Here is a 26,318-nt window from a genome sequence, read left to right on the forward strand (position 1 = left end):
GCGACCCGGCGTCAGCCTGCGGCCTGCAGGGCCTGGTCGACGATGCGCTTCGCCTCGGCCTGCACCTCGGCGAGGTGCTCCGGTCCCTTGAACGACTCGGCGTAGATCTTGTAGACGTCCTCGGTGCCGCTCGGGCGAGCGGCGAACCACGCGTGCTCGGTCGCGACCTTGACGCCGCCCACCGCTGCGCCGTTGCCGGGCGCCGACGAGAGCTTCGCCGTGATCGGCTCGCCCGCGAGCTCGGTGGCGCCGATCGCGTCGCCGTCGAGCTTCGAGAGGGCCGACTTCTGCGCGGGGGAGGCGGCGGCATCCGTGCGCTCGTACGCGGGATCGCCGAACCGCTCGACGAGCTCGGCGTACAGCTGCGACGGGCTCTTGCCGGTGACGGCGCGGATCTCGGACGCGAGCAGGCAGAGCAGGATGCCGTCCTTGTCGGTGGTCCACACGGTGCCGTCCTTGCGGAGGAACGACGCACCCGCGCTCTCCTCTCCGCCGAACGCGACCGACCCGTCGAGGAGGCCCGGCACGAACCACTTGAAGCCCACCGGCACCTCGACGAGCCTCCGGCCGAGCGACTCGGCGACCCGGTCGATCATCGAGCTCGAGACGAGCGTCTTGCCGATCGCGGCATCCGCCGGCCAGTCGGGCCGGTGGGCGTAGAGGTATTCGATCGCGACCGCGAGGTAGTGGTTGGGGTTCATGAGCCCGCCGTCGGGCGTGACGATGCCGTGGCGGTCGGCGTCGGCGTCGTTCCCGGTGAGGATGTCGAAGCGGTCGCGGTTCGCGAGCACCGACGCCATCGCGTTCGGGCTCGACGGGTCCATTCGGATCTTGCCGTCCCAGTCGAGCGTCATGAACGACCAGCGCGTATCGACCTTCTCGTTCACGACCTCGAGGTCGATGCCGTAGCGATCGCGGATGGCGCCCCAGTAGCCGACCGACGCGCCGCCGAGCGGGTCGGCCCCGATCCGGATGCCGCTCGCCCTGATGGCGTCGAAGTCGATGATCTGCGCGAGGTCCTCGACGTACGCGCCGCGGAAGTCGTACGTCTCGACGGCACTCGGCTCGGCCTGGTTCACCCCGCGGAGCCCGTCGGCGATGAGCTCGTTCGCGCGGTTCGCGATCCAGTTCGTGGCGTCCGAGTCGGCGGGGCCGCCGTGGGGCGGGTTGTACTTGATGCCCCCGTCCTGCGGCGGGTTGTGGCTCGGCGTGATGACGATGCCGTCCGCCTCGCCCTCGGCGCGCTTCGCGGGGTCGTCGTTCCACTTCAGGATCGCGTGGCTCAGCGCCGGCGTCGGCACGTAGTCGTCGTACTCGTCGGAGAGCACGCGCACGCCGTTGGCGACGAGCACGTCGAGCGCGGTGGTCTGGGCGGGGCCGCTCAGCGCGTGCGTGTCGGCGCCGATGAACAGCGGACCGGTGACGCCCTGGCCCGTGCGGTAGTCGACGATCGCCTGCGTGACGGCCAGGATGTGGTCCTCGTTGAAGGCCGTGTTCAGCGACGACCCCCGGTGCCCCGACGTGCCGAACACCACGCGCTGCTCGGGGATCGAGACGTCCGGATGCCGGTCGTAGTACGCCCGGAGCAGGGCCTCCACGTCGATCAGGTCGGATTCGGTCGCCGGAGTTCCCGCTCGCTCGTGCATGCCCCCATCCTGCCGGTCGCGCTCCGTCGGCGACACCCCTTGCGGCGTCATCCGACGCTCACGCGAGCGACTGGAGGGTGGTCGCGATCGCGTGGATCGCGAGGCCCGCGAGCGCGCCCACCACGGTGCCGTTGATGCGGATCACCTGCAGGTCGCGGCCCACCTGCAGCTCGAGCTTCTCGGTCGTCTCGGTGGGGTCCCATCGCTCGACGGTCTCGGTGATGAGCGCGGCGATCTCGTGGCGGCTCCGGCCGACGACGTAGGTCGCGGCATCCGTGACCCAGGCGTCGACCTTCGCGTCGAGCTGCGGATCGGTGGCGAGCCGCCCGCCGAGCTCCACGAGCGCCCGCCGCGCCCGGCGCCGCAGGTCGCTGTCCGGGTCGTCCAGGGCCGTCGTCAGCGTCTCCTTGATCGAGGCCCAGGCCTCGCCGGCGAACTCGCGCAGCCGCGGGCTGTCGGCGAGGTCGTGCTTGAGCTGCTCGACGCGCGCGATGACCTGCGGGTCGTGCTGCAGGTCGTCGGCGAGCTCGGCGAGCCAGTCGTCGATCGCGAGGCGGAGCGGATGCCGCGGGTCCTCGCGGACCCCGGCGACGAACCCGACGATCTCGCGATGGGCCCGGTCGTCGACCACGCGCCCGACGAACTCGGGCATCCAGCGCGGCAGCCGCTCGGACACCATGCTGCCGAACGCCTCCGGATGCTCGGCGAGCCAGGCCTCCGCGCGCTCGAACGCGGCGTCCACGGCCGCGCGCTGCTGGTCGGCGGCGACGAGCCGCGCGCCCACGCGCCCGATCGCGGGACCCCACTCGGGCTCGAGCAGGTGCCTCCGGGCGAGCTGCTCGAGCACGTCGGCGACGTCGTCGTCCTCGAGCAGCGTGAGCACGCCGCGACCGGCCACCGACGCCTCCTCCACGACCCGCTCCGCGTTCGCGGGCTCGCGCAGCCACTCGCCCGCCCGGCGCGAGAGGCCCATGCGCTGCAGCTTGTCGCGCACGACGTCGTCGCGGAGGAACTCGTCCTGCACGAACGCGCCGAGCGCCGCGCCGATCTCGTCCTTGCGGTTGGGGATGATCGCCGTGTGCGGGATCCGGAGCCCCATGGGGTGTCGGAAGATCGCGGTGACGGCGAACCAGTCGGCGAGCGCGCCGACCATCGCGCCCTCGGCGGCGGCCCGCACGAAGCCCAGCCACGGCACCGACTCCTGCAGCGAGAACGCCACGGCGAAGACCACCGCGGCGACGAGCAGCAGCGAGGTCGCGAGTCGTTTCATGCGCACGAGCGCGGCGAGGCGCTCGGCATCGGTCGGCACCGTCCGCGGTCGTCCGGCGGTCTCCATCGTCCGGGTCATCGTCACCCCCTGCAGCGATTCTGCCCCTCCCACCCGGACGGCGGCCCTGAAACACCGTCGGGCACGGCCGTAGGCTTGGCGCATGACGGATGCCGCAGCGCCACGACCCGACGAGACGTACTCGTACCTGGGCCCGGCCGGCACCTTCACCGAGGCCGCGCTCAAGCAGGTGCCGGAGGCCGCGGGCCGACACTGGCGCAGCGTCAACAACGTGGGCGAGGCGCTCGCCGACGTCGTCGAGGGGCGCTCCACGGCGGCCATGATCGCGATCGAGAACTCGGTCGACGGGGGAGTGACCGCGACGCAGGACGCGCTCGCGACCGTGCCGGGCCTCCGGATCGTGGGCGAGTACCTCGTGCCGGTCAACTTCGTGCTCGTCGCGCGTCCCGGCACGCGCCTCGACGAGGTCCGCGTGGTCAACGCGCACCCGGTCGCGTACGCGCAGTCCCGCGGCTGGCTGGAGCGCAACCTGCCCGAGCACGGCCACATGCCGGCGACGAGCAACGTGCAGGCCGCGGCATCCCTCTTCGAGAACGGCCTGGCGGATGCCGCGGTCGCCCCGCCCGGCATCGTCGACCACCTCGACGTCGAGGTGCTCGCCGAGTCGATCGGCGACAACCCGAACGCGATGACGCGGTTCGTGCTCGTGAGCCGGTCGCGGCGGATCGCCCCGCGCACGGGCGCCGACAAGACGAGCCTCATCGTCGAGCTGCCCGACGACGAGCCGGGCTCGCTGCTGGCGATGCTCGAGCAGTTCTCGACGCGCGGCGTGAACCTCTCGCTCCTGCAGTCCCGACCGATCGGCGACGAGATGGGGCGGTACCGGTTCGTGGTCGACCTCGAGGGGCACGTCGAGGACGAGCGGGTCGCGGACGCGCTGCTCGGCCTCCGCCGGTTCAGTCCCAAGGTCATCTTCCTGGGCTCGTACGCGCGCGCCGACCGGCGCGAGGCGCAGTACCACTCGAAGTACGAGGACGACATCTTCATCGAGGCGCGCGACTGGCTTCGCGGGGTCCTGAGCGGAGAGCCCGAGGAGGGCTGACGCGATGAGCGGTGCGGAGTTCGACCCACGGTACGACCCGCGCTACCAGCGAGGCTGGGTCGAGGGGCCGACGGATGCCACGGCGCCGGCCGAGATCGGGCCCGGGTTCCGTCCCGAGCCCGCCGTGCCGTCTCCCGAGCCGGCGTCGCCACGCCGCGCTCGAGCGTCCGACGGTCCGGCCGGTCCGCCCGCGCCCTCGCCGCCGGATCCGCCGCCCGCCCGCGTGGCGGCGACGCCGCCGCCCGCGTCTCACCGCCCGGACGGTTCGGACGACCCGGACGGTCCCGCCGAACCCGTCGGCCCCGCCCACCCCGCCGACCCCGCCGACTCCCTCGACGATCCCGCCGCGCGCGTCGTCCGCATCGCGCTCGGCGTCGCCTGGGCGGTGGCGGTCGGCGCGACGCTCGCCGGCGCGGGACTGGTCTGGTCGCTCGCGTCCCGGGTCCCGCTCTTCAGCCAGCCCGCCGACTCGGGCGAGATGGTCGTCCAGGCCCTGGCGCAGTACGCGGCCCCGAGCCTCCTCTCCACGGGACTCCTCGGTGTCGTGGTGCTCACGGTCGTCGACGGACTCCGCAGGGCCCGCGACCTCGCGCCCGCTCGAAGGTCGGCCGGCGAGGAGGGCGGCGCGTGATCCGGGCGCTGCTCGACCGGTCCGTGATCGCCCTCGCGGTGCTCGCCGCGGTGGGCGCCGCGGGACTCTGGCGGCTCGTGTCGTGGAGCCTCGCGGCCGACGAGCTCGCGCGCAGCGGTCCGCCCGGCGAGGAGGGGCAGGGGGCGCTCGAGCTCATGTGGATGCTGCCGTTCCTGCTGAGCCCGGCCGCGACGACCCTGGTCGTCGCCGCGCTCGTCGGCCTGCCGCTGGTGGTCGGGGCGAGGTACGCCGCGATCGTGCGCTCGCGCCGCGACGCCCCCTAGCGGGACTCGCGCGGGGCGCCGTCCGCCGGCGCGCCCGACTCGGAGGCGCCGGCCGTCGCGTCGGCCTCGGCGATGTCGGCGGCGGCGATCTCGCCCGTGACGGGCTGCGTCGCCACGGCCTCCTCGGCCGCGGCCTCGGCCGCCTCGAGCTCGGCCTCGTCGAGCTCGGTGTCGAGCTCCTCGTCCGCGGGCGGCTCGCCGGCCGCGGCCTGCTCGGTCGCGCGCTGCGTCGCCTCCTCCGAGGCTCGCTCGGCGGCCTGCTCCGCGACGCGGACCACGAGCGCCCTGGGGTCGATCGCGAACCGCGCAGCGGTGATCTGCCCCATCTCCTCGCCGTCGATCTCGAACTCCTGCGGGTCGCCGTCGATCACGATGTCGACCGTGCGGCCGCTCGCGTAGACGACCTCGCGGCGCTTGTTGCCGCCGGTCAGGTCGATGAGCTGGCGGCCGAGCGCGCTCTTGCGCAGCACCCGGTTCTCCCAGGCCACCTTGCGCCACACCATGAGCCAGCCCCAGACGTTGCGCGGCTGCAGCCGCACGACGTCGAGGCGGCCGTCGTCGATCGCCGCCTCCGGGATCAGCTCGATGTTGCCCGGCAGGTAGCCGAGGTTCGCGATGAGCACGCTCGCGACGCGCGACCGGTGGGTGCGTCCGTCGTCCATGCGATGCGCCACGCGGAACGGCGCCGAGTTCGGGATGGCGCGGATGCCGGCGTCGACGTAGGCGAGCCAGCCGACGCGCTTCTTCAGGTCGGGATCGGTGTTCGCGATCATGGCCGCGTCGAAGCCGATGCCGCTCATGACGAGCGACACCTCGGTGTCGGTGGTGCCGTCGGGCCGGCGCACGCGGGCGCGCAGCACGTCGACGGCGCGGTCGACGCCCGTGAACGCGAGCGCGACGGCGGCCGGGATGTCGTTGACGGGGATGTCGAGGTTGCGGGCGAAGAGGTTGCCCGTGCCGAGGGGGATGAGCCCGACCGGGATGCCCGAGTCCTCGAGGCCCTCGACCACGGCGCGGACGGTGCCGTCGCCGCCCGCCGAGATCACGAGGTCGACGCCCTCCTCGACCGCCGTGCGGGCCTGGCCCGTGCCCGGGTCGTCCTCGGTCGTCTCGATCCAGAGCGTCGGGCCGAAGCCGTGGTCCTTCTCGATCCCGGTCACGACGGCGCGGAGCTCCTCGACGCCCTCCTTGACCGGGTTGAAGATCACCGCGGCGCGCCTGCCGCCGCCCGCGGCATCCGTCACCTGTTCTTCGCCAGCCCTCATGGCTCGAATCTAGGGCATGGGCGCGTGCGCCGGCCGTGCGAGCGGGGGGCTTGACCGCGCCCGGTCGGCGCGCCGGATGCCGCGACTACACTTGCACGGGTGATCGACCCCGTGCTGCTTCGCGAGAACCCCGACCTGGTCAAGCGCTCGCAGGAGGCGCGCGGCGAGTCGACCGCCCTCGTCGACGAGGCCGTGGCAGCGGATTCCGCGCGCCGCGCGGCCATCGCGTCGTTCGAGTCGCTGCGCGCCGAGCAGAACGCGTTCGGCAAGCAGGTCGCGAAGGCCCCGAAGGACGAGAAGGCCGCGCTCGTGGCGCAGGCGCAGGAACTCGCTGCGAAGGTCAAGCAGGCCAGCGCCGACGCGAGCGCCGCCGAAGCGGCGTTCGCCGCGGCCGTGCAGCGCATCGGCAACGTCGTGATCGACGGCGTGCCCGCCGGCGGCGAAGAGGACTTCGACGTCCTCCGCGAGGTCGGCGAGATCCCCGCATTCGGGTTCGAGCCGCGCGACCACCTCGAGATCGGCGAGCTGCTCGACGCGATCGACATGCCGCGCGGCGCGAAGGTGTCGGGCGCGCGCTTCCACTTCCTCAAGGGCGTCGGCGCCCGCCTGCAGCTCGGCCTCATGAACATGGGCCTCGACAAGGCCATCGCCAACGGCTTCACGCCGCTCATCACGCCCACGCTCGTGCGCCCCGAGGTCATGCAGGGCACCGGCTTCCTCGGCGCGCACGCCGAGGAGGTCTACCACCTCCCGGCCGACGACCTCTACCTCACGGGCACCAGCGAGGTCGCGCTCGCCGGGTACCACGCCGACGAGATCCTCGACCTGTCGAACGGTCCCATCCGCTATGCGGGCTGGTCGACCTGCTACCGCCGCGAGGCGGGCAGCCACGGCAAGGACACGCGCGGCATCATCCGCGTGCACCAGTTCGACAAGCTCGAGATGTTCTCGTACGTCGACCCGGCCGACGCAGAGGTCGAGCACGAGCGGCTCCTCGCCTGGCAGGAGGAGATGCTCCAGGCGCTCGGCCTCGCCTACCGCGTGATCGACGTCGCCGCGGGCGACCTCGGCTCGAGCGCCGCGCGCAAGTTCGACGTCGAGGCGTGGGTGCCCACCCAGCAGGCGTACCGCGAACTGACGTCCACGTCGAACTGCACCACGTTCCAGGCGCGCCGCCTCGACATCCGCCATCGCACCGAGTCCGGGAAGACGGCGCCGGTCGCGACGCTCAACGGCACGCTCGCGACCACGCGCTGGATCGTCGCGATCCTCGAGACGCACCAGCAGGCCGACGGGTCCGTGATCGTGCCCGAGGGCCTGCGCGGCCACCTCGGCGGCCTCGAGGTGCTCCGCCCCGTCGAGCGATGAGCGAGCGGATGCCGCGCAGCGCGGATCGACGGGACGCGCCCGGCCCCGCGGCCGAGGCCGATCGCTGGTTCGTCGCGCTCGACGTCGACGGCACGATCATGCACGAGGACGAGTCGATCGACGCGCGCGTGGCCGACGCCGTGGCATCCGCCGTCGCCCGCGGGCACCGCGTGACGCTCGCGACCGGGCGCTCGTGGTCGACCACGAGGCCCGTGCTCGAGCACCTCGAGCTCGACCCCGAGTACGTCGTGTGCGCGAACGGCGCCATGACCCTGCGTCGCGACCCCGCGTCGCCCGACGGGTGGGTGCAGGCGCACGTCGAGACGTTCGACGCGACGCCCGTGCTCCGGCAGATCCGCGACGTGCTGCCCAGCGGGCGGTTCCTCGTCGAGCTCGCCGACGGCTACCGGCTCTTCACCGAGGGCATGACCGACTGGAACCTCGAGCGCGCCCGCAAGGTCGAGTTCGACGAGCTGCTCGGGCAGCCCGCCATCCGCGTCGTGGCCACGTCGATCGACCACGAGCTCGACGAGTTCTTCGCGATCGTCGACGAGATGGGCCTCAACCACGTCAGCTACGCGGTGGGCTGGACCGCCTGGCTCGACATCGCCCCCGACGGGGTCAACAAGGCCACGGCGCTCGAACGCGTGCGCGGATGGCTCGACGTGCCGCTGCGGCGCGTGATCGCCGTCGGCGACGGCCGCAACGACATCGAGATGTTCCACTGGGCGAAGGCCGCCGGACGTGCGGTCGCGATGGGGCAGGCCCCCGCCGAGGTGCTCGACGCCGCGAGCGAGACGACCGGCGCCATCGACGACGCGGGACTCGCCGCGGTCCTCGACTCGCTGCCCTGACGGCTCCCTCACAGCGCCGCGAGTAGGATCGGCCGAGGGGGAGCACGCGAATGGGCGATGAGGGTCCGGGTCCGCGCGACGCGGAGCAGGATGAACCGGTGCCGGCGGCGTCCGGCGACGGCGCGTCCGACGTGTCGCCCGAGGGCGCGGGCGACGGAGCGTCCGACGCGTCCCCCGACGGACCGGTCGAGGGCGACGTACTCGTCGGCACGCTCGTGCCCCCGGCCGCATCCCGCACCGAGGTGGGGACCCCGGTGCTCGACGAGGCCGACATCCCGCCCGCGCGCCACGGGCGGCTCTCGAGGCGCTCGACGGTGCGGACCCTCGCGAAGGTCGCCGGCGCCATGGTCGCCGTGGTCGCGGTGAGCGCCACGGCCGTGGGCGCCTACGCGGTCGGGAACCTCGTGCGGGGCGTGCAGCCGGGCGTGGTGTTCGAGGGCGAGGACATCCTCGACGACGTGCCCGACATCGGCGCGATGGAGGGCGGCCTCAACTTCCTGCTCGTCGGCAGCGACAAGCGCCCCGCCGACGGCTCGTTCGGGGACCCGGAGATCGACTCCGCCGAGCTGAACGACGTCACGATGCTCCTGCACATCTCGCAGGACCACTCGCACGTCGAGGTCGTGAGCTTCCCGCGCGACATGCTCGTCGACGTGCCCGAATGCCCCGACCCGGCCGACGCGTCGAACACGCTCCCGCCGGGTTACGGCGTGAAGCTCAACCAGGTGCTCGGATGGGGCGGGCTGCCGTGCGTGGCGCGCACGATCGAGGAGCTCACCGGCACCACCGTCCCGGTCGGCGGGATCGTGCAGTTCAAGGGCGTCGCGGCCCTCTCCGAGGCGGTCGGGGGCGTCGAGGTGTGCCTCGTCGATGCCGTGGACGATCCGCAGTCCGGGCTGAAGCTCGATGCCGGACGGCACAGCATCTCGGGCTACACCGCGCTCGCGTTCCTGCGCACGCGGCACGGGGTCGGCGACGGCAGCGACCTCGGCCGCATCGCGGCGCAGCAGGCCTTCCTCGCGTCGCTCGCCCGCACCCTCCGGTCCGACGGGACGCTGCGCAACCCGGTCAAGCTCTACGGCATCGCGCAGGCCGTCGTGCAGAACATGACGCTCTCGACCTCGCTCCAGGATCCCGGCCGACTCATCTCGATCGCGCGGACGATCGGCGACGTGGACCTCGGCAAGATCGCCTTCATCCAGTACCCGACCGCGTACACGTGGGACTTCTCGGCGGTCGAGCCGACGGCGTCGGCCGAGGTCGTGAACCGTGCGCTGCAGGAGGACGAGCCCGTCGTCTTCGACCCCGACGCCGGGGCCGACGCGTCGTACGGCACGGTCGACCCCGATGCGACGCCGACGGACGGGGCCACGCAGGCCCCCGCGTCCGACCCCGCCACCACGCCGACGCCGAGCGTTCCCGCGACCCCCGGAGCCGAGGAGCTGCCCCAGGACGTCACCGGCCTCACCGCCGACGAGGAGCGCTGCGCCACGGCGAACTCCGGCTGACCCGGCCGGGCGGCGGCCGTGCGGCATCCGTTTCAGGAGTCGCACAGGCGCGCCGTGGCAGGCTGTCGAGAGCGGCCGTCGGCTAGAATCGGGCCCTGTCCGGCCATCGGCACCCGTCCCACGGGCGCCGAGGCGACGAGGAGGGCTGTCCGAGCGGCCGATGGAGCCGGTCTTGAAAACCGGTGGGCAGCAATGCCTCGTGGGTTCGAATCCCACGCCCTCCGCGCACCACCACGAGACGAACCGGACGAGCCGAGAGGAGATCCCCCGGAGTGACCCGCCAGCGAACCCCCCAAGGCGCCGACGACGCACCGGTGATCGCCCGTCACGGCCGGCTCCGCGCCAACGGCGTGTGGACCACGGTCGCGAAGGCCGCCGCCTCGGTCCTCGCGGTCGTGCTCGCCTCGGGCACCGCGGTCGCCGCGTACGCGGCGTTCGACCTCGCGGCCACCGCGAAGCCGACCGTGACCCTGGGCAACGAGTCGGCGCTCCACGGCGTGCCCGACGTGGGGGCGATCGAGGGCGGCGTGAACCTGCTCGTCATCGGCAGCGACAGCCGCCAGGGCCAGGGCGACGGCTTCGGCGATCCGGATGTCGAGACCGCCGTCCTCAACGACGTGAACCTGCTCCTGCACATCTCCGAGGACCACTCGCACGTCGAGGTCGTGAGCTTCCCGCGCGACATGCTCGTCGACGTGCCCGCCGGCTGCGCCGACCCCGACACGGGCGAGGAACTCTGGGAGCAGTACGACGTCAAGATCAACTCCGTCCTCGACTACGGCGGCATGCCGTGCGTCGTCAAGACCGTCGAGGAGCTGACGGGCGTCACCATCCCGTTCGCCGGCATCGTGCAGTTCATGGGGGCCGCGGCGATCTCCGAGGCCGTCGGCGGCGTCGAGGTCTGCGTCGCCGAGCCCATCGAGGACGTGCACACCGACCTCTACCTCGAGGCGGGCACGCACGAGCTCAAGGGCCTGCAGGCCCTGCAGTTCCTCCGCACGCGCTACGGCGTCGGCGACGGCTCCGACCTCGGCCGCATCTCGAACCAGCAGGTCTTCATGTCGGCCCTCGCGCGAGAGCTGCAGTCGGCCGGCACGCTGACCGACCCCGTCAAGCTGTACTCGATCGCGAAGGCCGCGCTCGACAACATGCAGCTCTCCGACTCGCTCGCCGACCCCGCGAAGCTCGTCTCGATCGCCAAGGCCGCGAAGGACATCGACCTCGCGAAGATCGCGTTCGTGCAGTACCCGACCGCGTACTCCGAGGACTGGAGCGCCGTCATGCCCACCGAGTCGGCGGAGGCCGTCAACCTGGCCCTCCAGCAGGACCTGCCGATGACGCTCGACCCCAGCGCACTCGAGGACAACTCCTTCGCCTCGGTCGCCGACCCGAACGCGCCGGCGCCCGCTCCGGAGGAGCCCGCGGACGGCGCCGCCGAGCCGACCGCCGAACCCGCCACCGGCGACGGCACCGAGACGCCGGCGCCGACCGAGCAGGTCCTCCCGTCGGATGTCGCCGGCCAGACCGCCGCCGAGGCGCGCTGCTCGGCCGGCCGCACGCTCGACGACCAGTAGGTCCGCGGCGCGGCATCCGCCCTCGAATCGTCTTTCGAACGGATGCCGGTTATGATGGCAGTCGCGTGCGCCTCAGGGCTCGCGCGAGGAGACGTCGCATAGTCCGGTCGAGTGCACCACCCTGCTAAGGTGGAGTCCCCGTAAGGGGACCGCGGGTTCAAATCCCGCCGTCTCCGCTCCGAGCCCCTCGGGCTCAGTTCTCCGCCCGGTCCGCCGGTGCACCGCCGAGCTGCGCCGAGATCTCCGCCGCGGTGCGGCGTGCGGCGGCGACGACCTCGTCGAGCCCGACGCTGCTGTACGACGTCGCGACGTAGGGAACCGTGAGTGCGGCGATCGCGTGGCGGTGGCGATCGGTGATCGCGACCGCGACATCCGTCACCCCGGCCTGCAGCCGGTCGGGACGCGCGAGGTACCCGTCGGCGAGCTGGTCTGCCTCGCCCGGAGCGAGGCCGCCGGCCGCTCCCTCGGCCGCGGCGGCGCGGAGGACCGCGCCCGTGGCGGTCCCCTCGAGCGGGAACCGGGCGCCGACACGCACCTGGTAGCCGAAGTCGGCCGGGGACTCGGCCTGCGCCACGATGCGCACCGCTCCGGCGTCGTCGATCCCGAGGTTGCACGACTGGCGCACGGCGTCGGCGAGCTCGCGCATCGGCCCGGCCGCGAGCCGCACGAGGCCGCGCAGCGGCGGGTGCCGGTGCGCCAGGTCGAAGAGGGCCATCGAGAGCACGTACGCGCCCGAGCGGTCACGCGTGAGATAGCCCCGGCGCTCGAGCGTCGCGAGCACGCGGTAGATCTGGCTCACGCTGCGGCCCACGCGCTCGGCGATCTCGGTCTGGGTGAGCGCCGATGCCTCGCCCGCGAGCAGCTCGAGGATGTCGAGCGCCTTGTCGAGGGCGGGGGCGGCGTAGTCGGTCGTGCTGCGTGCGGGCATCGGCGGTCCTCCCCGTCGATCAGATGCGGGCGCCGAGGGCGCGGACGAAACGGCGCGCGATCTCGCGCTCGAGGTCGTCGGGCACCGGCTGCGCGCCGGGCGGGAGCGACGCGGCATCCGTCGCCACGCGCTCGAGCGAGAGCGACTGCAGGAGGAAGCCGAGGTCCATCGCCTCGAGCGAGTTGCCCTTCGGCTCGCGGCCGGCGAGGTTCACCATGCGCCCGCCCGCGAGCAGGATGACGTGCCGGCCGCCGCGCAGGTCGACGCGCTCGATCGCGGCGTCGAGCTCGGTGACGGAAGTCGCCCGCGACGTGAGCGCGGGCACGTCGATCTCCCACGGGAAGTGGCCGGCGTTGGCCAGGACGGCGCCGCTCGGCATCCGGTCGACGATCTCATCGGTGATGACGCCCGCGCGCCCGGTGGCGGTGATGAAGAACTCGCCCCACTCGGCGAGGCTGCCGAGCTCGTCGACGCGGTACCCGTCGAGCGCCGCCTCGAACGCCTTGATCTCGTCGATCTCGGCGACCGCGACGCGCCCGCCGAACGCGCGGAGGTACTGGGCGATGCCGCGCCCGCACCAGCCGTACCCGGCCACGACGAACCGTCGGCCCGGGATCATGAGGTTCGTGATGCGCATGAGGCTCTCGACGACCGACTGCCCGACGCCGTGGCGGTTCTCACCGATGGCCTTGAGCGCGCTGTCGTTGATCACGATCGTGGGGAACGGCACACGACCGGCGAGCTCCGTGCGCAGGCGGATGCCGCCGCTCGTCGTCTCCTCGGTGCCGCCGACGACCCGGTCGGCGAACCCCGCCGCGACGACGGCCGCCGCGAGGTCGGCCCCGTTGTCGAGCAGGATGTCGGGCCGCGCGTCGACGACGGCCGCGACGTTGGCGTGGTGCCGGTCGAGGCTGTCGTCGCGCGCGCCGAACACCGTCATGCCCTGGTCTCGGAGGTGGGCGACCACGTCGTCCTGCGTCGAGCCGTGGTTGCCCGTGGCGACGATCTCGGCGCCGCCCGCGGCGAGGACCTCGAGCAGCACGGCCGTCTTGGGCTCGACGTGCAGCGACATGCCCACGCGTCGGCCCGCGAGGGGTCGCCGCTCGGCGAACTCCCGTCGCGTCTCGGCGAGCAGCGGCATCCGGGACCTGATCCAGGTGATGCGGGATGCACCACGCTCGCTGAGCTCGCTCATCGCGCCTCGCTTTCACTTGCGAATAGGACTTTCACATATGGTAACGGATATCACGTGCCGCCACCGCCCGGATGCGTCCGCGGCGCGCGTCAAGCCCTCGCGGGCCGCCCCTGCCGCGCGGATAGACTCGCGCCACGAGGCGGCGGGTCCGCCGCCCGGGGGAAGCGCAACCTTCGGAGCTGGACATGGGCGGCGATGGCGCGACGGCGTGGCGATCGGCCTCGGCGGCCGCGCGTGCCCGCGCGCACGGCGCGCCGCCACGGCCCGCGGGGCCCTGGTATCCGCTGACCGTCGGCGCGTGGGCGGCCGGCCTCGTCGTGACGGCGGCGCTGCTCTGGAGCCCGTTCCTGCCGTTCGGATTCCCGAACCGGTCGCTCCACCTCGTGCTCGACGCCATCGACGCGTGCATCGCCCTGCTCGTCGCGTACCTGCTGCACAACCGCTTCGCGCGCGGACGCCGACTGCAGGACTGGCTGCTGTCCCAGGCCATGATCCTCCTCGCCGTGGCCGGGCTCGGCCTCGGCTTCGCGCTCGAGGAACTCCTCGGCATCCGCGACGGACGGCTCAACGTGTGGCTCCCGCTGGTCGTGCGCGTGTCCGGTGCCCTGCTCATCCTCGTCGCGGCGTTCTGCGGCTCCCGGCCCGGTCCTCGCGCCCTCCGGCGCTGGACGGTCGCCGCGCCGGCGCTGTACCTCGCGGCCTGCGCGGTGGCCGTCTGGGCGCTGCGCGGGGCCCTCCCGGTCGCCGTCGAGCCGCCCGCCGACGCGATCAGCCCCCTCATCAGCGGGCACCCGGCCCTCCTCGCGGCGCAGGCGCTCGCCGCGGCCGCCTTCGTCACGGCGTCGATCGCGTTCGCGCGGCAGGCGGCGCGACGCGACGACGAGCTGCTGCGCTGGCTGGCGCCGGCGTTCGCCCTGGCCGCGTTCGCGCGGGTGCACTACGTGCTCTTCCCCTCGCTGTACACCGACTGGCTGTACACGGGCGACCTGCTCCGGACCGGCTCGTACCTGCTCCTGCTCATCGGCGCGCTCCGCGAGCTCCAGCTCTACTGGGTCGCGCAGACCGGTGCGGCGGTGCGCGAGGATCGCCGACGGCTCGCGCGCGAGCTGCACGACGGCCTGCTGCAGGAGCTCGCCTACATCCGCATCGAGTCGAACCGGATCCCGGCGACCACGTCGACGAAGCAGCAGATCGCGGATGCCGCTGACCGGGCGCTCGACGAGGCGCGCGCCGCCGTCAACGCGCTCGGACACGTGGGCGACGAGTCGCTCGGCTTCGTCCTGCACCGTGCGGCGCGCGACCTCGCCGAGCGGTACGGCGTCGATCTCGAGGTGGACCTGGACGACGCCGTCCAGGCCGACCAGGACCAGCGGCACGCGCTCATGCGGATCACCCGCGAGGCGGTGCTGAACGGCGTGCGGCACGGGGGAGCGGACCACGTGCGGATCCGCCTCGAGCGCGCCGCCGGCGTCCGCCGGCTCTCCATCTCCGACAACGGCTCCGGGTTCGATCCCTCGACGATTCCCGACTGGTCCACGAGGACCGGCCCCGGCGGGTACGGGCTCGTCAGCATGGACGATCGCGCGCGCGGGCTGCCCGGCGAGCTGCGGATCGCCTCCGCGCCGGGCGAGGGATGCGTGGTGACGGTCGAGTGGTAGCCGAGACGTTCCGGGCCGTCATCGCCGACGACGACGCGCGCATGCGCGGCGTCGTCCGGTCCGGCCTCGAGGCGGGCGGATGCCACGTGGTGGCCGAGGCTGCGACCGCGACCGAGGCCATCGCCCGTACGGTCGAGCACGGGCCCGACGTGGTCCTGCTCGACATCCACATGCCCGGCAACGGCATCCGCGCGGCGCAGGAGATCAGCCGGGCGGTGCCCGACACGGCGATCGTCATGCTCACCCAGTCCCGGGAGGACGAGGACCTGTTCGACTCGCTCCGCGCCGGCGCGGTGGGCTACCTCCTGAAGGACGCCGACCCGTCGACGCTCGCCGGGATGCTCCGCGGCGTGCTCGCCGGCGAGGCGGCGATGCCGCCGGCGCTGGTGACCCGCGTGCTCGACGAGTTCCGCGCCCCCGACCGGCGGCGCTTCAGCCGTCCGTCGCGGGCGGCCGCCAAGCTCAGTTCTCGCGAATGGGAGGTCATGGAGATGCTGGGCCGAGGCCTCAGCACCGAGGAGGTCGCGACCCGGCTGTTCCTCTCGCCGACCACGGTCCGCGTCCACGTGTCGTCGGTCCTGCGCAAGCTCGCGGTGCGCGATCGGGAGTCCGCGTTCCGGCTGCTCGGCGGGGAGTGACGCCGCGTCGGTCGCCCGTGCGCCGGGGAGGACGCGGAACGGCCCCGAGCGGCGGTGGGCCGGCTCGGGGCCGTTCAGCGGGCGGACGCCGCCTACTTCAGCAGCAGGTTCGCGGTCAGGACCGAGTGATCCAGCGCGGTCATCGTCACCTTGACGCACGCGCCCGGCTTCTTCGGGGTCGCGAGGTTCTGGATGAACTGCCCTGCGGTGGCGTCGTACCGGAGCGAGGTGCCGCCGGTGGCGACCAGCTCGATCTCGTCGACCGTGCCGAGCGAGTTCGGGCAGGCCACCGTGACGGCGGTGAAGCTCTCGATCGCCGTCGTGGCGGTCAGCTCGGTCGCGCCGCGGAAGATCTCGAACTTGAACGGCACGGTGCTGCCGCCCTTGACCGTGTTCCACGTGCCGTTCATGTCCACCGGGCTGGTGAACCCCTTCAGGTTCCACGCGAGCACCTGGTAGGTGAACGAGGCCGTCCGGACGTTGCCGGCGTTGTCGGTCGCCGTGGCCACGAGCGTGTGGGTGCCGACGTCGCTCCCGTATCCGCTCACCTGGCACTTCTCGAGGCCCGACAGCTCGTCGGAGGCCTGGCACGTCGGCGCGGTCGGCACGGCGCCGAAGTGGTACGAGGTGCCGAACCCGGGTGCGAAGCCGACGGTGGGGGCGGTCAGGTCGACGTCGATCCCGCTCGCCGTGCTCGAGCCGGCGTTCCCCGCGCGGTCCGTGGCCGTGCCGGTCGACGACTGGCCCGCGCCCTCGCCGAGCTGCGCGTCATCGGAGCAGGTCGCGACGCCGGACAGTGCGTCGAGGCAGGTGAAGTCGACGGTCACCGGCGCGTTGTACCAGCCGTTGCGCGGCGTCGAGGTCGAGACCAGCGAGTAGCCGACGCTCGGGGCGGTGACGTCGACGTCGAGGCCGGAGACGGACCTGGTGGCGGAGTTGCCCGCGACGTCGGTCGCCGAACCGGTGGCCGAGCCGGCGAGGCCCTCGCCGACGGTGGTGTCGCCGGTGCAGGTCTCGATGCCGGAGAGGTCGTCGGTGCACGAGAAGTCCACGTCGACGCTGCGGTTGTACCATCCGTTGGCGTTCGGCCCGGTGCCGGGCGTGAGCGCGGCGGTGATGCCGGGAGCCGTGAGGTCGACGTCGATGTCCGAGACGGTGCGCGTGAAGACGTTGCCCGCCTTGTCCGTCGCCGTGACGGGGGCGGACTGGTCGGCGCCCTCGCGCAGCTCCGTGTCGCCGACGCACGTGTCGATGCCCGACAGCGCGTCGTCGCAGGTGAAGTCGACGGTCACCGGCGTGCGGTACCAGCCGTTGCGCGGGGTCGACTCGGACCGCAGCGAGTAGCCCGCGGTGGGCTCGGTGGCGTCGATGCTGAGGCCCGAGACGGTCTTCGTGGCGGAGTTGCCCGCGACGTCGGTCGCCGAACCGGTGGCCGAGCCCGCGACGCCCTCGCCGACCGTCGTGTCGCCGGTGCACGTCTCGACCCCGGAGAGGTCGTCGGTGCAGGAGAAGTCCACGTCGACGCTGCGGTTGTACCATCCGTTGGCGTTCGGCCCGGTGCCGGGCGTGAGCGCGGCGGTGATGCCGGGAGCCGTGAGGTCGATGTCGAGGTCGGCGACGCCGTCCTGGGCGGAGTTGCCCGCCCAGTCGACCGCGGTGCCGGTGCTGCTCTGGTTCTCGCCTTCGACGAGGGTGACGTCGGGCCCGCAGGACTCGATGCCCGAGCCGTTGTCGGAGCAGAGGTAGTCGACCAGGACGGAGTTGCGGTACCAGCCGGCTGCGTTCGGCCCGGTGCCCTTCAGCTCGTGCGAGATCGTGGGGAGTCCGGTGTCGACGATGCGGTACGTGACGGACTTCGTGTCGGCGGCGAGGCCGCCGAGATCGGTGTGGTCGCAGGTCGCCGTCAGTGTCCCGAGCCCGTGCGAGAGGGTGCCGGTCACGGCGGCGGCGACGGTCTTGTTGCCGTCTTCCTTGTCCGTGACGGTACAGCTCGGAATCGGCTCGGAGCCGATCTCGTAGTCGCCCGCTGTGACCCCCTGGACGGCGACGGACGGCTTGGTGTTCGCGGACCCGATCTTGATCGGGATCCCCACGTGGTTGTAGAACGTGCCGCCCCCGCCGGGCATGGACACGATCGACACTGTCGCGGTGCCGCTCGTCGCCGCTGCGGACGCCGTGAACGTGACGGTGTAGAGAACTTCGCACGCGGTCAGGCTGACCCGGCTCGGATTCGCAGTGACGCCGTTGGGTGCCACGATGTCCAACACGAGGGGCGCCTCGTCTCGATCGATGTTGCAGCCGGGATCGGAATCGGGCCCCGCGGAGTTGTTGCCGAGGACCTGGATACCGGCCGTCTTGCCAGTGGCGCTGCCGGGCTCCAGGACGAGAGCCGCTTCGACGTTGTCGGCGATCGTGTCCTGGAGGACATCGGCCTGCGCGACGAGCGAGCTGCCGAGGACGGAGGCGACCGTCAGGGCGGCGATCGTGCCGGCCATCCCCAGTCGCGTGAGGGTTCGTTGCATGGGTGGGTTCCGCTTTCTGGGGTGCGCAGGTCGTGCCGCCGGGGTGGCGTCGGTTCCGACGCTAGGCGGGGCGGGCGGGCGGTGGAACGGTTCAGGCGTTCAAATGCCTGAACGCTCGGACGCTCCGCGTTCAGATCCCTGAACGCGGCGCCCCGCGCAACCCCGCGCCGGTGTCGTCGGCGCTGAGTAGACTCCATCTGTTTCACGAGAACACGGAGGAAATGCGTATGCGACGTATCGCCATGCCTGCCGCACTGGTCTTCGCCGGTGCACTCGCCCTGTCGGGTTGCGCGGCCGAAGGCGGCGGAGACACCGCCGGATCGGGCACCGACGCCTGCACCACCGTCGCGAGCGAGGTGCGCGACGTCTCGAACGGCGTGCAGAACACCCTCGCGTCCGCGTCGTCGGTCGACGAGATCGAGAGCTACCTCGAAGACGCCCAGTCGCGCGTCGACGCCGCCGTCGAGGAGGCGGGTGACAACGACGAGCTCGCGTCGGCCGTCGAGGACTTCAAGGGCGAGCTCGAGGCCGTCGGCGAGTACGCCGGCGGGCTGACCGAGGCGCCCACCGAGGAGGACCCGTCGGTCACCGCCATCGAGCAGGACCCCGAGGAACTGGCCGAGCGCCAGACCGCGATCCAGGAGGCCGCGGGCGAGGTCACCGCGTCCTGCGGCGAGGACGAGTAGCGGTCCGATGCCGTGACCGGCACGGACCGGGTGCGATGCGACATCGGCACCCGGTCCGTGCCGTTTCCGTGCCGCCGGTCCGCCGTGTTCCCGCCCGAGCGGGCGCATGGGCGACCGTCGGGCGGTTGCGCAGGCGCCGCCGCCTACGATGTCCTGAGGCTGACCGTTGGGGGATGCATGCACACCTGGCCCGGTTCCACCTACCCGCTCGGGGCGACGTTCGACGGCAACGGAACGAACTTCGCCCTGTTCAGCGAGGTCGCCGAGAGGGTCGAGCTCTGCCTGTTCGACGACCGGCGACGCGAGACCCGGGTCGAGCTCATCGACGTCGACGCCTACATCTGGCACGCGTACCTGCCGCAGGTCCAGCCCGGCCAGCGGTACGGATACCGCGTGCACGGGCCGAACGACCCCGAGCGCGGCCTGCGCTGCAACCCGAGCAAGCTCCTGCTCGACCCGTACGCCAAGGCGGTCGACGGGCAGCTGAAGTGGGACCAATCGCTGTTCGGCTACGAGTTCGGCGAGCCGGGCGAACGCAACGACGCCGATTCGGCGAAGAGCATGATGCTCGGCGTGGTCACGAACCCGTTCTTCGACTGGACCGGCGACCGCCACCCGCGAACCCCGTACGCGTCGTCGCTCATCTACGAGGCGCACGTGAAGGGCCTGACGCAGACCCTGCCGGGCGTGCCCGACGAGATCCGCGGCACCTATGCGGGCATCGGCCACCCGGCGGTGATCGACCACCTCGTCAAGCTCGGCGTGACCGCGATCGAACTGATGCCCGTGCACCAGTTCGTCAACGACGGGACCCTGCAGGAAAAAGGGCTGTCGAACTACTGGGGCTACAACACCATCGCCTTCCTCGCCCCGCACAACGCCTACGCCTCCACCGGCCAGCGCGGCGAGCAGGTGCAGGAGTTCAAGGCCATGGTGAAGGCCCTGCACACGGCGGGCATCGAGGTCATCCTCGACGTGGTCTACAACCACACCGCCGAGGGCAACCACCTCGGCCCGACCCTCTCGATGCGCGGCATCGACAACGCGGCGTACTACCGCCTCGTCGACGACGACCCGCAGTACTACATGGACTACACGGGCACCGGCAACTCCCTCAACGTCGGACACCCGCACTCGCTGCAGCTCATCATGGACTCGCTGCGCTACTGGGTGCTCGAGATGCACGTCGACGGGTTCCGGTTCGACCTCGCCTCGACGCTCGCGCGCGAGTTCTACGAGGTCGACAAGCTGTCGACGTTCTTCGAGCTCGTGCAGCAGGACCCGGTGGTCTCGCAGGTCAAGCTCATCGCCGAGCCGTGGGACGTCGGACCCGGCGGCTACCAGGTGGGCAACTTCCCGCCGCAGTGGACCGAGTGGAACGGCAAGTACCGCGACACGGTCCGCGACTTCTGGCGCGGCGAGCCGGCGACGCTCGGCGAGTTCGCCTCGCGGTTCACCGGCTCGGCCGACCTGTACGAGCACTCGGGTCGCCGGCCCGTGGCATCCATCAACTTCGTCACGGCGCACGACGGGTTCACGCTGCGCGACCTCGTCTCGTACAACGAGAAGCACAACGAGGCCAACGGGGAAGACAACAACGACGGCGAATCGCACAACCGCTCCTCCAACCTCGGCGTCGAGGGGCCGACCGACGACCCCGAGATCCTGACGCTCCGCGGGCGGCAGCAGCGCAACTTCATCGCGACCCTGCTGCTCTCGCAGGGCGTGCCGATGCTCTCGCACGGCGACGAGCTGGGCCGCACCCAGCAGGGCAACAACAACGTGTACGCGCAGGACAACGCGCTGAGCTGGATCGACTGGGAGCACGCCGACCAGCCGCTCATCGAGTTCACGGCCGCGGTCGCGAAGCTGCGCGCCGAGCACCCCACGTTCCGCCGGAGCCGGTTCTTCGACGGTCGCCCCGTACGCCGCGGCGAGGGCGACCCGGTGCCCGACATCGTGTGGCTGCGGCCGGACGGGTCGATCATGGAGCCCGAGGACTGGGACGCGGGCTTCGGCAAGGCGATCGGCGTGTTCCTGAACGGCGAGGGCATCCGCGAGCGCGACCGCCGCGGCGAGCGGATCGTCGACCGGCACTTCATCGTGCTCTTCAACGCGCACGACGAGGTGGTCGAGTTCACGATCCCGATCCACGAGGCATCGCCCGAGTGGGAGGTCCTCATCGACACCGCCGGCAAGCGCGCCGACAGCGACCCGATCGAGCCGGGTGGCGTCATCCCGCTCGAGCAGCGGTCGCTCGTCGTGCTGTGCCAGCACGATCCGACGCCGGAGGAGGTCGACCACTCCGTGGCCGCGTCGCTGTCGGCGATGGTGGCCGGCAACAAGGAGGAGTCGCCGGCGCCGAAGAGCGAGGCGCGCGCGTGACCCGCGAGCCCGCCGGCGCGCGGGCGCCCCGCCGCGAGCCCCGGTCGACGTACCGCCTCCAGGTGCGCCCGTCGTTCGACCTCCACGATGCGGCATCCGTCGTCGACTACCTCGATGCGCTCGGTGCCGACTGGGTGTACCTGTCGCCGATCCTGCCGTCGCGGGCCGGCTCCGACCACGGCTACGACGTCGTCGCCCACGACCGGGTCGACGAGGCGCGCGGCGGCGAGTCGGGCTTCGAGGCGCTGGCGGATGCCGCGCACGCACGCGGCCGCGGGGTCCTCGTCGACATCGTGCCGAACCATGTGGGCGTCGCGGACGCCGCGCAGAACCCGGGGTGGTGGAGCCTCCTGCAGCTCGGCCCCGGGTCGCCGTACGCCGACGCGTTCGACGTCGACTGGGCCCTCACGGGCGGCCGGGTGCGCCTGCCCGTCCTCGGTGGCACGGCCGACGAGGCCGCGGCGGACGGCGACCTCCGGATCGAGCACGGCGAACTGCGGTACTTCGAGCACCGCTTCCCGCTCGCGCCCGGCACGGCCGGCGACGGGGCCGACGCGCTGACGGTGCACGCCCGGCAGCACTACGAGCTCGTGAACTGGCAGCGCGCCGACGCCGAGCTCAACTACCGGCGCTTCTTCGCGGTCAACGAGCTCGCGGGGCTCCGCGTCGAGCGGCCCGAGGTCTTCGACGCCACGCACGCCGAGATCGTCCGGTGGGTGCGCGACGGTCTCGCCGACGGCCTCCGCGTCGACCATCCCGACGGGCTCGCGGCCCCCGGCGACTACCTCGACCGGCTGGCGGATGCCACCGGCGGGGCGTACGTGCTCGTCGAGAAGATCCTCGAGGGCGACGAGCCGCTGCCGCCGCACTGGCGCACCGACGGCACGACCGGCTACGACGCCCTCGCCGACATCGATCGGCTGCTCGTGGACCCGGCGGGCGAGGCGGCGCTCGACGCGCTCGACGCGCGCCTGCGCGCCGAGACCGGCATCGCCGGCCCGACCGACTGGCACGAGCTCATCCACGAGACCAAGCGGGGCATCGCCGACGGCATCCTGCGCAGCGAGGTGCTGCGCCTCGAGCGGATGCTCCCCGACCCGCGCCCGGCGGAGGCCGCCGACGCGCTCGCCGAGCTGCTCGCGTGCTTCCCGGTGTACCGCTCCTACCTGCCCGCCGGGCGCGAGCACCTCGACGACGCCGCCCGGCTGGCCCGCGCGCACCGGCCCGACCTCGCGGCATCCGTCGACGCCCTGCTGCCCGTGCTCGCCGACCCGTCGGACCCCGTCGCGATCCGGTTCCAGCAGACGAGCGGCATGGTCATGGCCAAGGGCGTCGAGGACACCGCGTTCTACCGGTACACGCGACTCGGCTCGCTCACCGAGGTGGGCGGCGACCCGTCGGAGTTCGCGATCGACGCGGCCGCGTTCCACGCGCGTCAGCTGCGACGGCAGGCGGCGTGGCCGCACTCGATGACGACGCTGTCGACGCACGACACCAAGCGCGGCGAAGACGTCCGCGCCCGCATCGACGTCCTCGCCGAGATCCCCGAGCGCTGGTCGACCGAGCTCGCCGGCCTGCGGGCCGCCGCGGGGTCCACGGGCGACGGTCCGTTCGACGCGCTGCTCTGGCAGGCGATCGTCGGCGCCTGGCCCCTCGAGCGCGAGCGGGCGCACGCCTACGCCGAGAAGGCCTCGCGCGAGGCCTCGGTGTCGACGCACTGGACGGCACCCGACGAGGCCTTCGAGCGGCGCATGCATGAGGTGATCGACCGTGCGTTCGACGTGCCGGCCGTACGCGAGCGCCTCGATGCGTTCGTCGCATGGCTCGCCCCCGCGGGGTGGTCGAACTCGCTGGCGGCCAAGCTGCTGCAGCTCACGATGCCCGGCGCGCCCGACGTCTACCAGGGCAGCGAGCTGTGGGAGACGAGCCTCGTCGATCCCGACAACCGGCGCCCCATCGACTTCGACCTGCGGCGGCGCATGCTGCGCGAGCTCGACGCCGACGTCGAACGCGGCGAGCTCCCGCCGGTCGACCAGGCGGCGTCGGCGAAGCTGCTCGTCACCTCGCGCGCCCTCCGGCTCCGCCGCGACCGCCCCGAGTGGTTCACGCGCTACACGCCGCTCGAGGTCGTCGGCGTCGCGGCGCGGCACGCGATCGCGTTCGACCGCGGCGGCGCCGTGACCGTCGCGACGCGGCTGCCCGTCGGCCTCGGCGCACGCGACGGCGCCGAGCCCGCGGCATCCGTCGCGCCCGATGCGTGGGGCGACACCGAGGTCCTCGTGCGCCGCCTGCCGCTGCACGACGTGCTCACCGGCCGTCGCTTCGACGGCGGCGCCATCCATCTCGCCGAGCTGCTCGCGACCTATCCCGTGGCGCTGCTCGCACCCGCCGACGCCGAGGGGACCCGATGACCGTCGAGCTCTGGGCGCCCCTCCCGCAGCGCGTGGCGCTGCGCCGGCCGGGCCGCGACGACCTCCCGATGGAGCGCGGCGACGGAGGGCGGTGGCGCGCCGACGTCGAGCTCGCCCCCGGCGACGAGTACGGGTTCGTGCTCGACGACGACGAGCGCGCCCTGCCCGACCCGCGATCCCGCCGGCAGCCCCGCGGCGTGCACGAGCTGAGCGCCGCCGTCGACCTCGGTGCCCATGCCTGGGCGGATGCCGCGTGGCGGGGCCGCGAGCTCGCGGGCGGATCGATCTACGAGCTGCACCTCGGCACCTTCACGCCCGACGGCACGCTCGACGCGGCGATCGAGCGGCTCGACCACCTCGTCGAGCTCGGCATCGACTTCGTCGAGCTGCTGCCGGTCAACGCCTTCAACGGCACGTGGAACTGGGGATACGACGGCGTGCTGTGGTACGCCGTGCACGAGGCGTACGGCGGACCGGCGGCGTACCAGCGCTTCGTCGACGCATGCCACGCGCGGGGACTCGCCGTCATCCAGGACGTGGTCTACAACCACCTCGGTCCGAGCGGGAACTACCTGCCCCGCTTCGGGCCGTACCTGCGCACGAGCGAGCGGAACACGTGGGGCGACTCGGTGAACCTCGACGAGCCCGCGGTGCGGCGGTACATCGTCGACAACGCCATGATGTGGCTCCGCGACTTCCACGTCGACGGCCTGCGCCTCGACGCGGTGCACGCGCTCCGCGACGGCTCCGAGCCGCACATCCTGCAGGAGCTCGCCGACCACGCCGACGCGCTCGCCGCCGAGGTCGGGCGGCCGCTCACGCTCATCGCCGAGTCCGACCTCAACGACCCGACCCTGGTCACGCCGCGCGATGCCGGCGGCTACGGACTCGCCGCGCAATGGAGCGACGACCACCACCACGCCATGCACGTCGCGCTCACCGGCGAGACCGTCGGCTACTACGCCGACTTCGCCCCGCTCGACGCGCTCGTGAAAACGACGACCCGCGGGTTCTTCCACGACGGCACGTTCTCGTCCTTCCGCGGGCGGAACCACGGGTTCCCGATCGACCCGGCGATGCCGACGTGGCGGCTCGTGACGTTCACGCAGGACCACGACCAGATCGGCAACCGCGCGACGGGCGACCGCATCTCGCAGAGCCTGTCCGAGCCGCGGCTCGCGGTCGCGGCCGTGCTCAACCTCACGACGCCCTTCACGCCCATGCTCTTCATGGGCGAGGAATGGGGTGCATCGACGCCGTGGCAGTTCTTCACGTCGCATCCGGAACCCGAGCTCGGCCGGGCCACGGCCGCGGGACGCATCGCCGAGTTCGCACGCATGGGGTGGGACGAGTCGGTCGTGCCCGATCCGCAGGACCCCGAGACGTTCCGGCGGTCGAAGCTCGACTGGTCGGAGGCCGACGACCCCGATTCGTCGCATGCCCGCCTGCTCGACCTGCACCGCCGGCTCCTGGCCCTGCGGCGCGCCCGCCCCGAGCTGACCGACCCGTCGTTCGACCACACGACGGCGTGGGCGGATGACGCCGACAGGCGGTTCCGCATGGAGCGCGGCGCCCCGGACGCGCCCGAACGCGTCGTCGTCCTCGTGAACCTGGGGCTGACGCCGTGGGAGGTGCAGCCCGACGGCCCCGCCGAGGTGCTGCTCGCCACCGGGCCGGCGCTCGCCGACGAGGTCCCCGCCGACCGCGTGCTCGTGCTGCCGGCCGAGTCCGCCGCCGTGCTGCTCGTCCGGAGGTCCTCGTAGGGTGGTGCCGTGAGCATCCCCACCCATCGCGCCGACCTCGTCCGCCAGGCGGAGGAACGCTTCGACCGGCTGGCGGACGAGGTCGACGAGCTCCTCGCGGCACCCGCACCGGCCGAAGGCACGCCGCCCGTCGCGTCGGCCGGCCCCACGACGGATTCGGCCGCACCGGCCGCGCGCGATCGCGACGCCGCCGACGTGCTCAACCACCTGCACGCGTGGCACCGACTCCTCCTCGACTGGCTCGACGCCGACGCGGCCGGGCGACGGCCCGCCTACCCGGCGGAGGGCTACACCTGGAGGGACCTCGACCGGCTGAACCGCGACCTGCGCGACCGCCATCGCGGCGACGGCGACCTCGCCGCCGCGTGGAGGAGGCTGCAGGCGAGCCACCGTTCGGTGCTCGCGCGGCTCGACGCCCTCGGCGACGCCGCGATCTTCTCCGACGGCAGGGCCTGGCTCGGCGGGGCCACGCTCGCCGAGCCGGTGCACGAATGCCTCGGCGGGCACTACGCCTGGGCGCTCGGTGCGCTGCCCGCGCTCCCGGCCCCGCACTGAGCTCGCCGGCACCGCGCGGGTTCGGTGCGCACCCTGAGGACGGTGCCCGCGACGACC

At 72.8% G+C, this 26,318-nt stretch carries 20 protein-coding genes and 2 tRNA genes; 16 read left to right on the forward strand and 6 right to left on the reverse strand.

Annotated features, from left to right (window positions below; genetic code table 11):
- Positions 1–11 precede the first annotated feature (11 nt).
- Both pgm and WBQ80_RS12465 read right to left on the reverse strand, forming a co-directional pair.
- The gene (pgm, locus tag WBQ80_RS12460) at positions 12–1,646 is read right to left on the reverse strand and encodes a phosphoglucomutase (alpha-D-glucose-1,6-bisphosphate-dependent) (protein WP_336573205.1); all 1,635 of its coding nucleotides are present in this window, start codon (positions 1,644–1,646) and stop codon (positions 12–14) included.
- A 58-nt stretch (positions 1,647–1,704) separates the two neighbouring features.
- Positions 1,705–2,994 (reverse strand): DUF445 domain-containing protein, encoded by a 1,290-nt coding sequence (locus tag WBQ80_RS12465; RefSeq protein ID WP_336573204.1) that lies wholly within the window; start codon positions 2,992–2,994, stop codon positions 1,705–1,707.
- An 82-nt stretch (positions 2,995–3,076) separates the two neighbouring features.
- Here WBQ80_RS12465 and pheA point away from each other — a divergent pair, with 82 nt between their 5' ends.
- Genes pheA through WBQ80_RS12480 form a run of 3 tightly spaced genes read left to right on the forward strand, consistent with a single transcriptional unit; the run spans position 3,077 to position 4,951 of the window.
- Positions 3,077–4,036, forward strand: a complete 960-nt coding sequence (gene pheA / locus WBQ80_RS12470) for a prephenate dehydratase (RefSeq protein WP_336573203.1) — start codon at positions 3,077–3,079, stop codon at positions 4,034–4,036.
- Between the two features lie 4 nt (positions 4,037–4,040).
- A complete protein-coding gene (locus WBQ80_RS12475) occupies positions 4,041–4,667 on the forward strand; it encodes a hypothetical protein (protein WP_336573202.1) in 627 nt (208 codons plus the stop codon).
- Positions 4,664–4,951 carry a hypothetical protein gene (locus tag WBQ80_RS12480; RefSeq protein WP_336573201.1) on the forward strand — a complete coding sequence of 96 codons (288 nt, stop codon included), beginning with the start codon at positions 4,664–4,666 and terminating at the stop codon, positions 4,949–4,951. Before WBQ80_RS12475 ends, WBQ80_RS12480 begins: the two co-directional genes overlap by 4 nt.
- Here WBQ80_RS12480 and WBQ80_RS12485 read toward each other — a convergent pair.
- Complete coding sequence (locus tag WBQ80_RS12485; protein ID WP_337282570.1) at positions 4,948–6,216, reverse strand: diacylglycerol/lipid kinase family protein; 1,269 nt, start codon at positions 6,214–6,216, stop codon at positions 4,948–4,950. The genes WBQ80_RS12480 and WBQ80_RS12485 overlap by 4 nt on opposite strands.
- 99 nt (positions 6,217–6,315) lie before the next feature.
- Between WBQ80_RS12485 and serS the strand changes: the two genes are divergently transcribed.
- From serS to WBQ80_RS12515, 6 genes are all read left to right on the forward strand, one after another.
- Positions 6,316–7,584, forward strand: coding sequence for a serine--tRNA ligase (gene serS, locus WBQ80_RS12490; RefSeq protein ID WP_337282571.1), 1,269 nt, complete (start codon positions 6,316–6,318; stop codon positions 7,582–7,584).
- An 8-nt stretch (positions 7,585–7,592) separates the two neighbouring features.
- Entirely contained in the window at positions 7,593–8,438 is an 846-nt protein-coding gene (locus WBQ80_RS12495) for an HAD family hydrolase (protein ID WP_336573198.1), read from the forward strand.
- Between the two features lie 98 nt (positions 8,439–8,536).
- Positions 8,537–9,946, forward strand: coding sequence for an LCP family protein (locus WBQ80_RS12500; RefSeq protein WP_336573197.1), 1,410 nt, complete (start codon positions 8,537–8,539; stop codon positions 9,944–9,946).
- 139 nt (positions 9,947–10,085) lie between these two features.
- A tRNA-Ser gene (locus WBQ80_RS12505) sits at positions 10,086–10,170 on the forward strand.
- A 48-nt stretch (positions 10,171–10,218) separates the two neighbouring features.
- A complete protein-coding gene (locus WBQ80_RS12510) occupies positions 10,219–11,520 on the forward strand; it encodes an LCP family protein (protein WP_336573196.1) in 1,302 nt (433 codons plus the stop codon).
- A gap of 87 nt (positions 11,521–11,607) precedes the next feature.
- Positions 11,608–11,696: transfer RNA gene (locus tag WBQ80_RS12515), tRNA-Ser, on the forward strand.
- Between the two features lie 17 nt (positions 11,697–11,713).
- Here WBQ80_RS12515 and WBQ80_RS12520 read toward each other — a convergent pair.
- Both WBQ80_RS12520 and WBQ80_RS12525 read right to left on the reverse strand, forming a co-directional pair.
- A complete protein-coding gene (locus WBQ80_RS12520; protein WP_336573195.1) occupies positions 11,714–12,448 on the reverse strand; it encodes an IclR family transcriptional regulator in 735 nt (244 codons plus the stop codon).
- Between the two features lie 19 nt (positions 12,449–12,467).
- Complete coding sequence (locus WBQ80_RS12525; RefSeq protein ID WP_336573194.1) at positions 12,468–13,643, reverse strand: adenosylhomocysteinase; 1,176 nt, start codon at positions 13,641–13,643, stop codon at positions 12,468–12,470.
- Positions 13,644–13,828: 185 nt separating this feature from the next.
- On the opposite strand from WBQ80_RS12525, the gene WBQ80_RS12530 reads away from it, so the two are divergent.
- Positions 13,829–15,301 carry a sensor histidine kinase gene (locus WBQ80_RS12530; RefSeq protein ID WP_337282572.1) on the forward strand — a complete coding sequence of 491 codons (1,473 nt, stop codon included), beginning with the start codon at positions 13,829–13,831 and terminating at the stop codon, positions 15,299–15,301.
- Entirely contained in the window at positions 15,295–15,939 is a 645-nt protein-coding gene (locus tag WBQ80_RS12535; RefSeq protein WP_336573191.1) for a response regulator transcription factor, read from the forward strand. Before WBQ80_RS12530 ends, WBQ80_RS12535 begins: the two co-directional genes overlap by 7 nt.
- 92 nt (positions 15,940–16,031) lie before the next feature.
- Here the strand turns inward: WBQ80_RS12535 and WBQ80_RS12540 are convergent, their stop codons facing one another.
- Complete coding sequence (locus tag WBQ80_RS12540; protein ID WP_336573190.1) at positions 16,032–18,461, reverse strand: PxKF domain-containing protein; 2,430 nt, start codon at positions 18,459–18,461, stop codon at positions 16,032–16,034.
- A gap of 227 nt (positions 18,462–18,688) precedes the next feature.
- On the opposite strand from WBQ80_RS12540, the gene WBQ80_RS12545 reads away from it, so the two are divergent.
- The 5 genes from WBQ80_RS12545 (at position 18,689) to WBQ80_RS12565 (ending at position 26,261) form a co-directional block, all read left to right on the forward strand.
- On the forward strand, positions 18,689–19,147 hold the full coding sequence (locus tag WBQ80_RS12545; protein WP_336573189.1) for a hypothetical protein: 459 nt from the start codon (positions 18,689–18,691) through the stop codon (positions 19,145–19,147).
- A 177-nt stretch (positions 19,148–19,324) separates the two neighbouring features.
- A complete protein-coding gene (gene glgX, locus WBQ80_RS12550; protein ID WP_336573188.1) occupies positions 19,325–21,532 on the forward strand; it encodes a glycogen debranching protein GlgX in 2,208 nt (735 codons plus the stop codon).
- Positions 21,529–23,943, forward strand: a complete 2,415-nt coding sequence (gene treY / locus WBQ80_RS12555) for a malto-oligosyltrehalose synthase (RefSeq protein ID WP_336573187.1) — start codon at positions 21,529–21,531, stop codon at positions 23,941–23,943. The genes glgX and treY overlap by 4 nt, the downstream gene beginning before the upstream one ends.
- Complete coding sequence (gene treZ, locus WBQ80_RS12560) at positions 23,940–25,706, forward strand: malto-oligosyltrehalose trehalohydrolase (RefSeq protein WP_337282573.1); 1,767 nt, start codon at positions 23,940–23,942, stop codon at positions 25,704–25,706. Before treY ends, treZ begins: the two co-directional genes overlap by 4 nt.
- Positions 25,707–25,715: 9 nt before the next feature.
- Positions 25,716–26,261 (forward strand): ClbS/DfsB family four-helix bundle protein, encoded by a 546-nt coding sequence (locus WBQ80_RS12565; protein WP_336572201.1) that lies wholly within the window; start codon positions 25,716–25,718, stop codon positions 26,259–26,261.
- Positions 26,262–26,318: the final 57 nt, after the last annotated feature.

Source organism: Agromyces sp. CCNWLW213, assembly GCF_037199545.1.
Taxonomy (GTDB): Bacteria; Actinomycetota; Actinomycetes; order Actinomycetales; family Microbacteriaceae; genus Agromyces.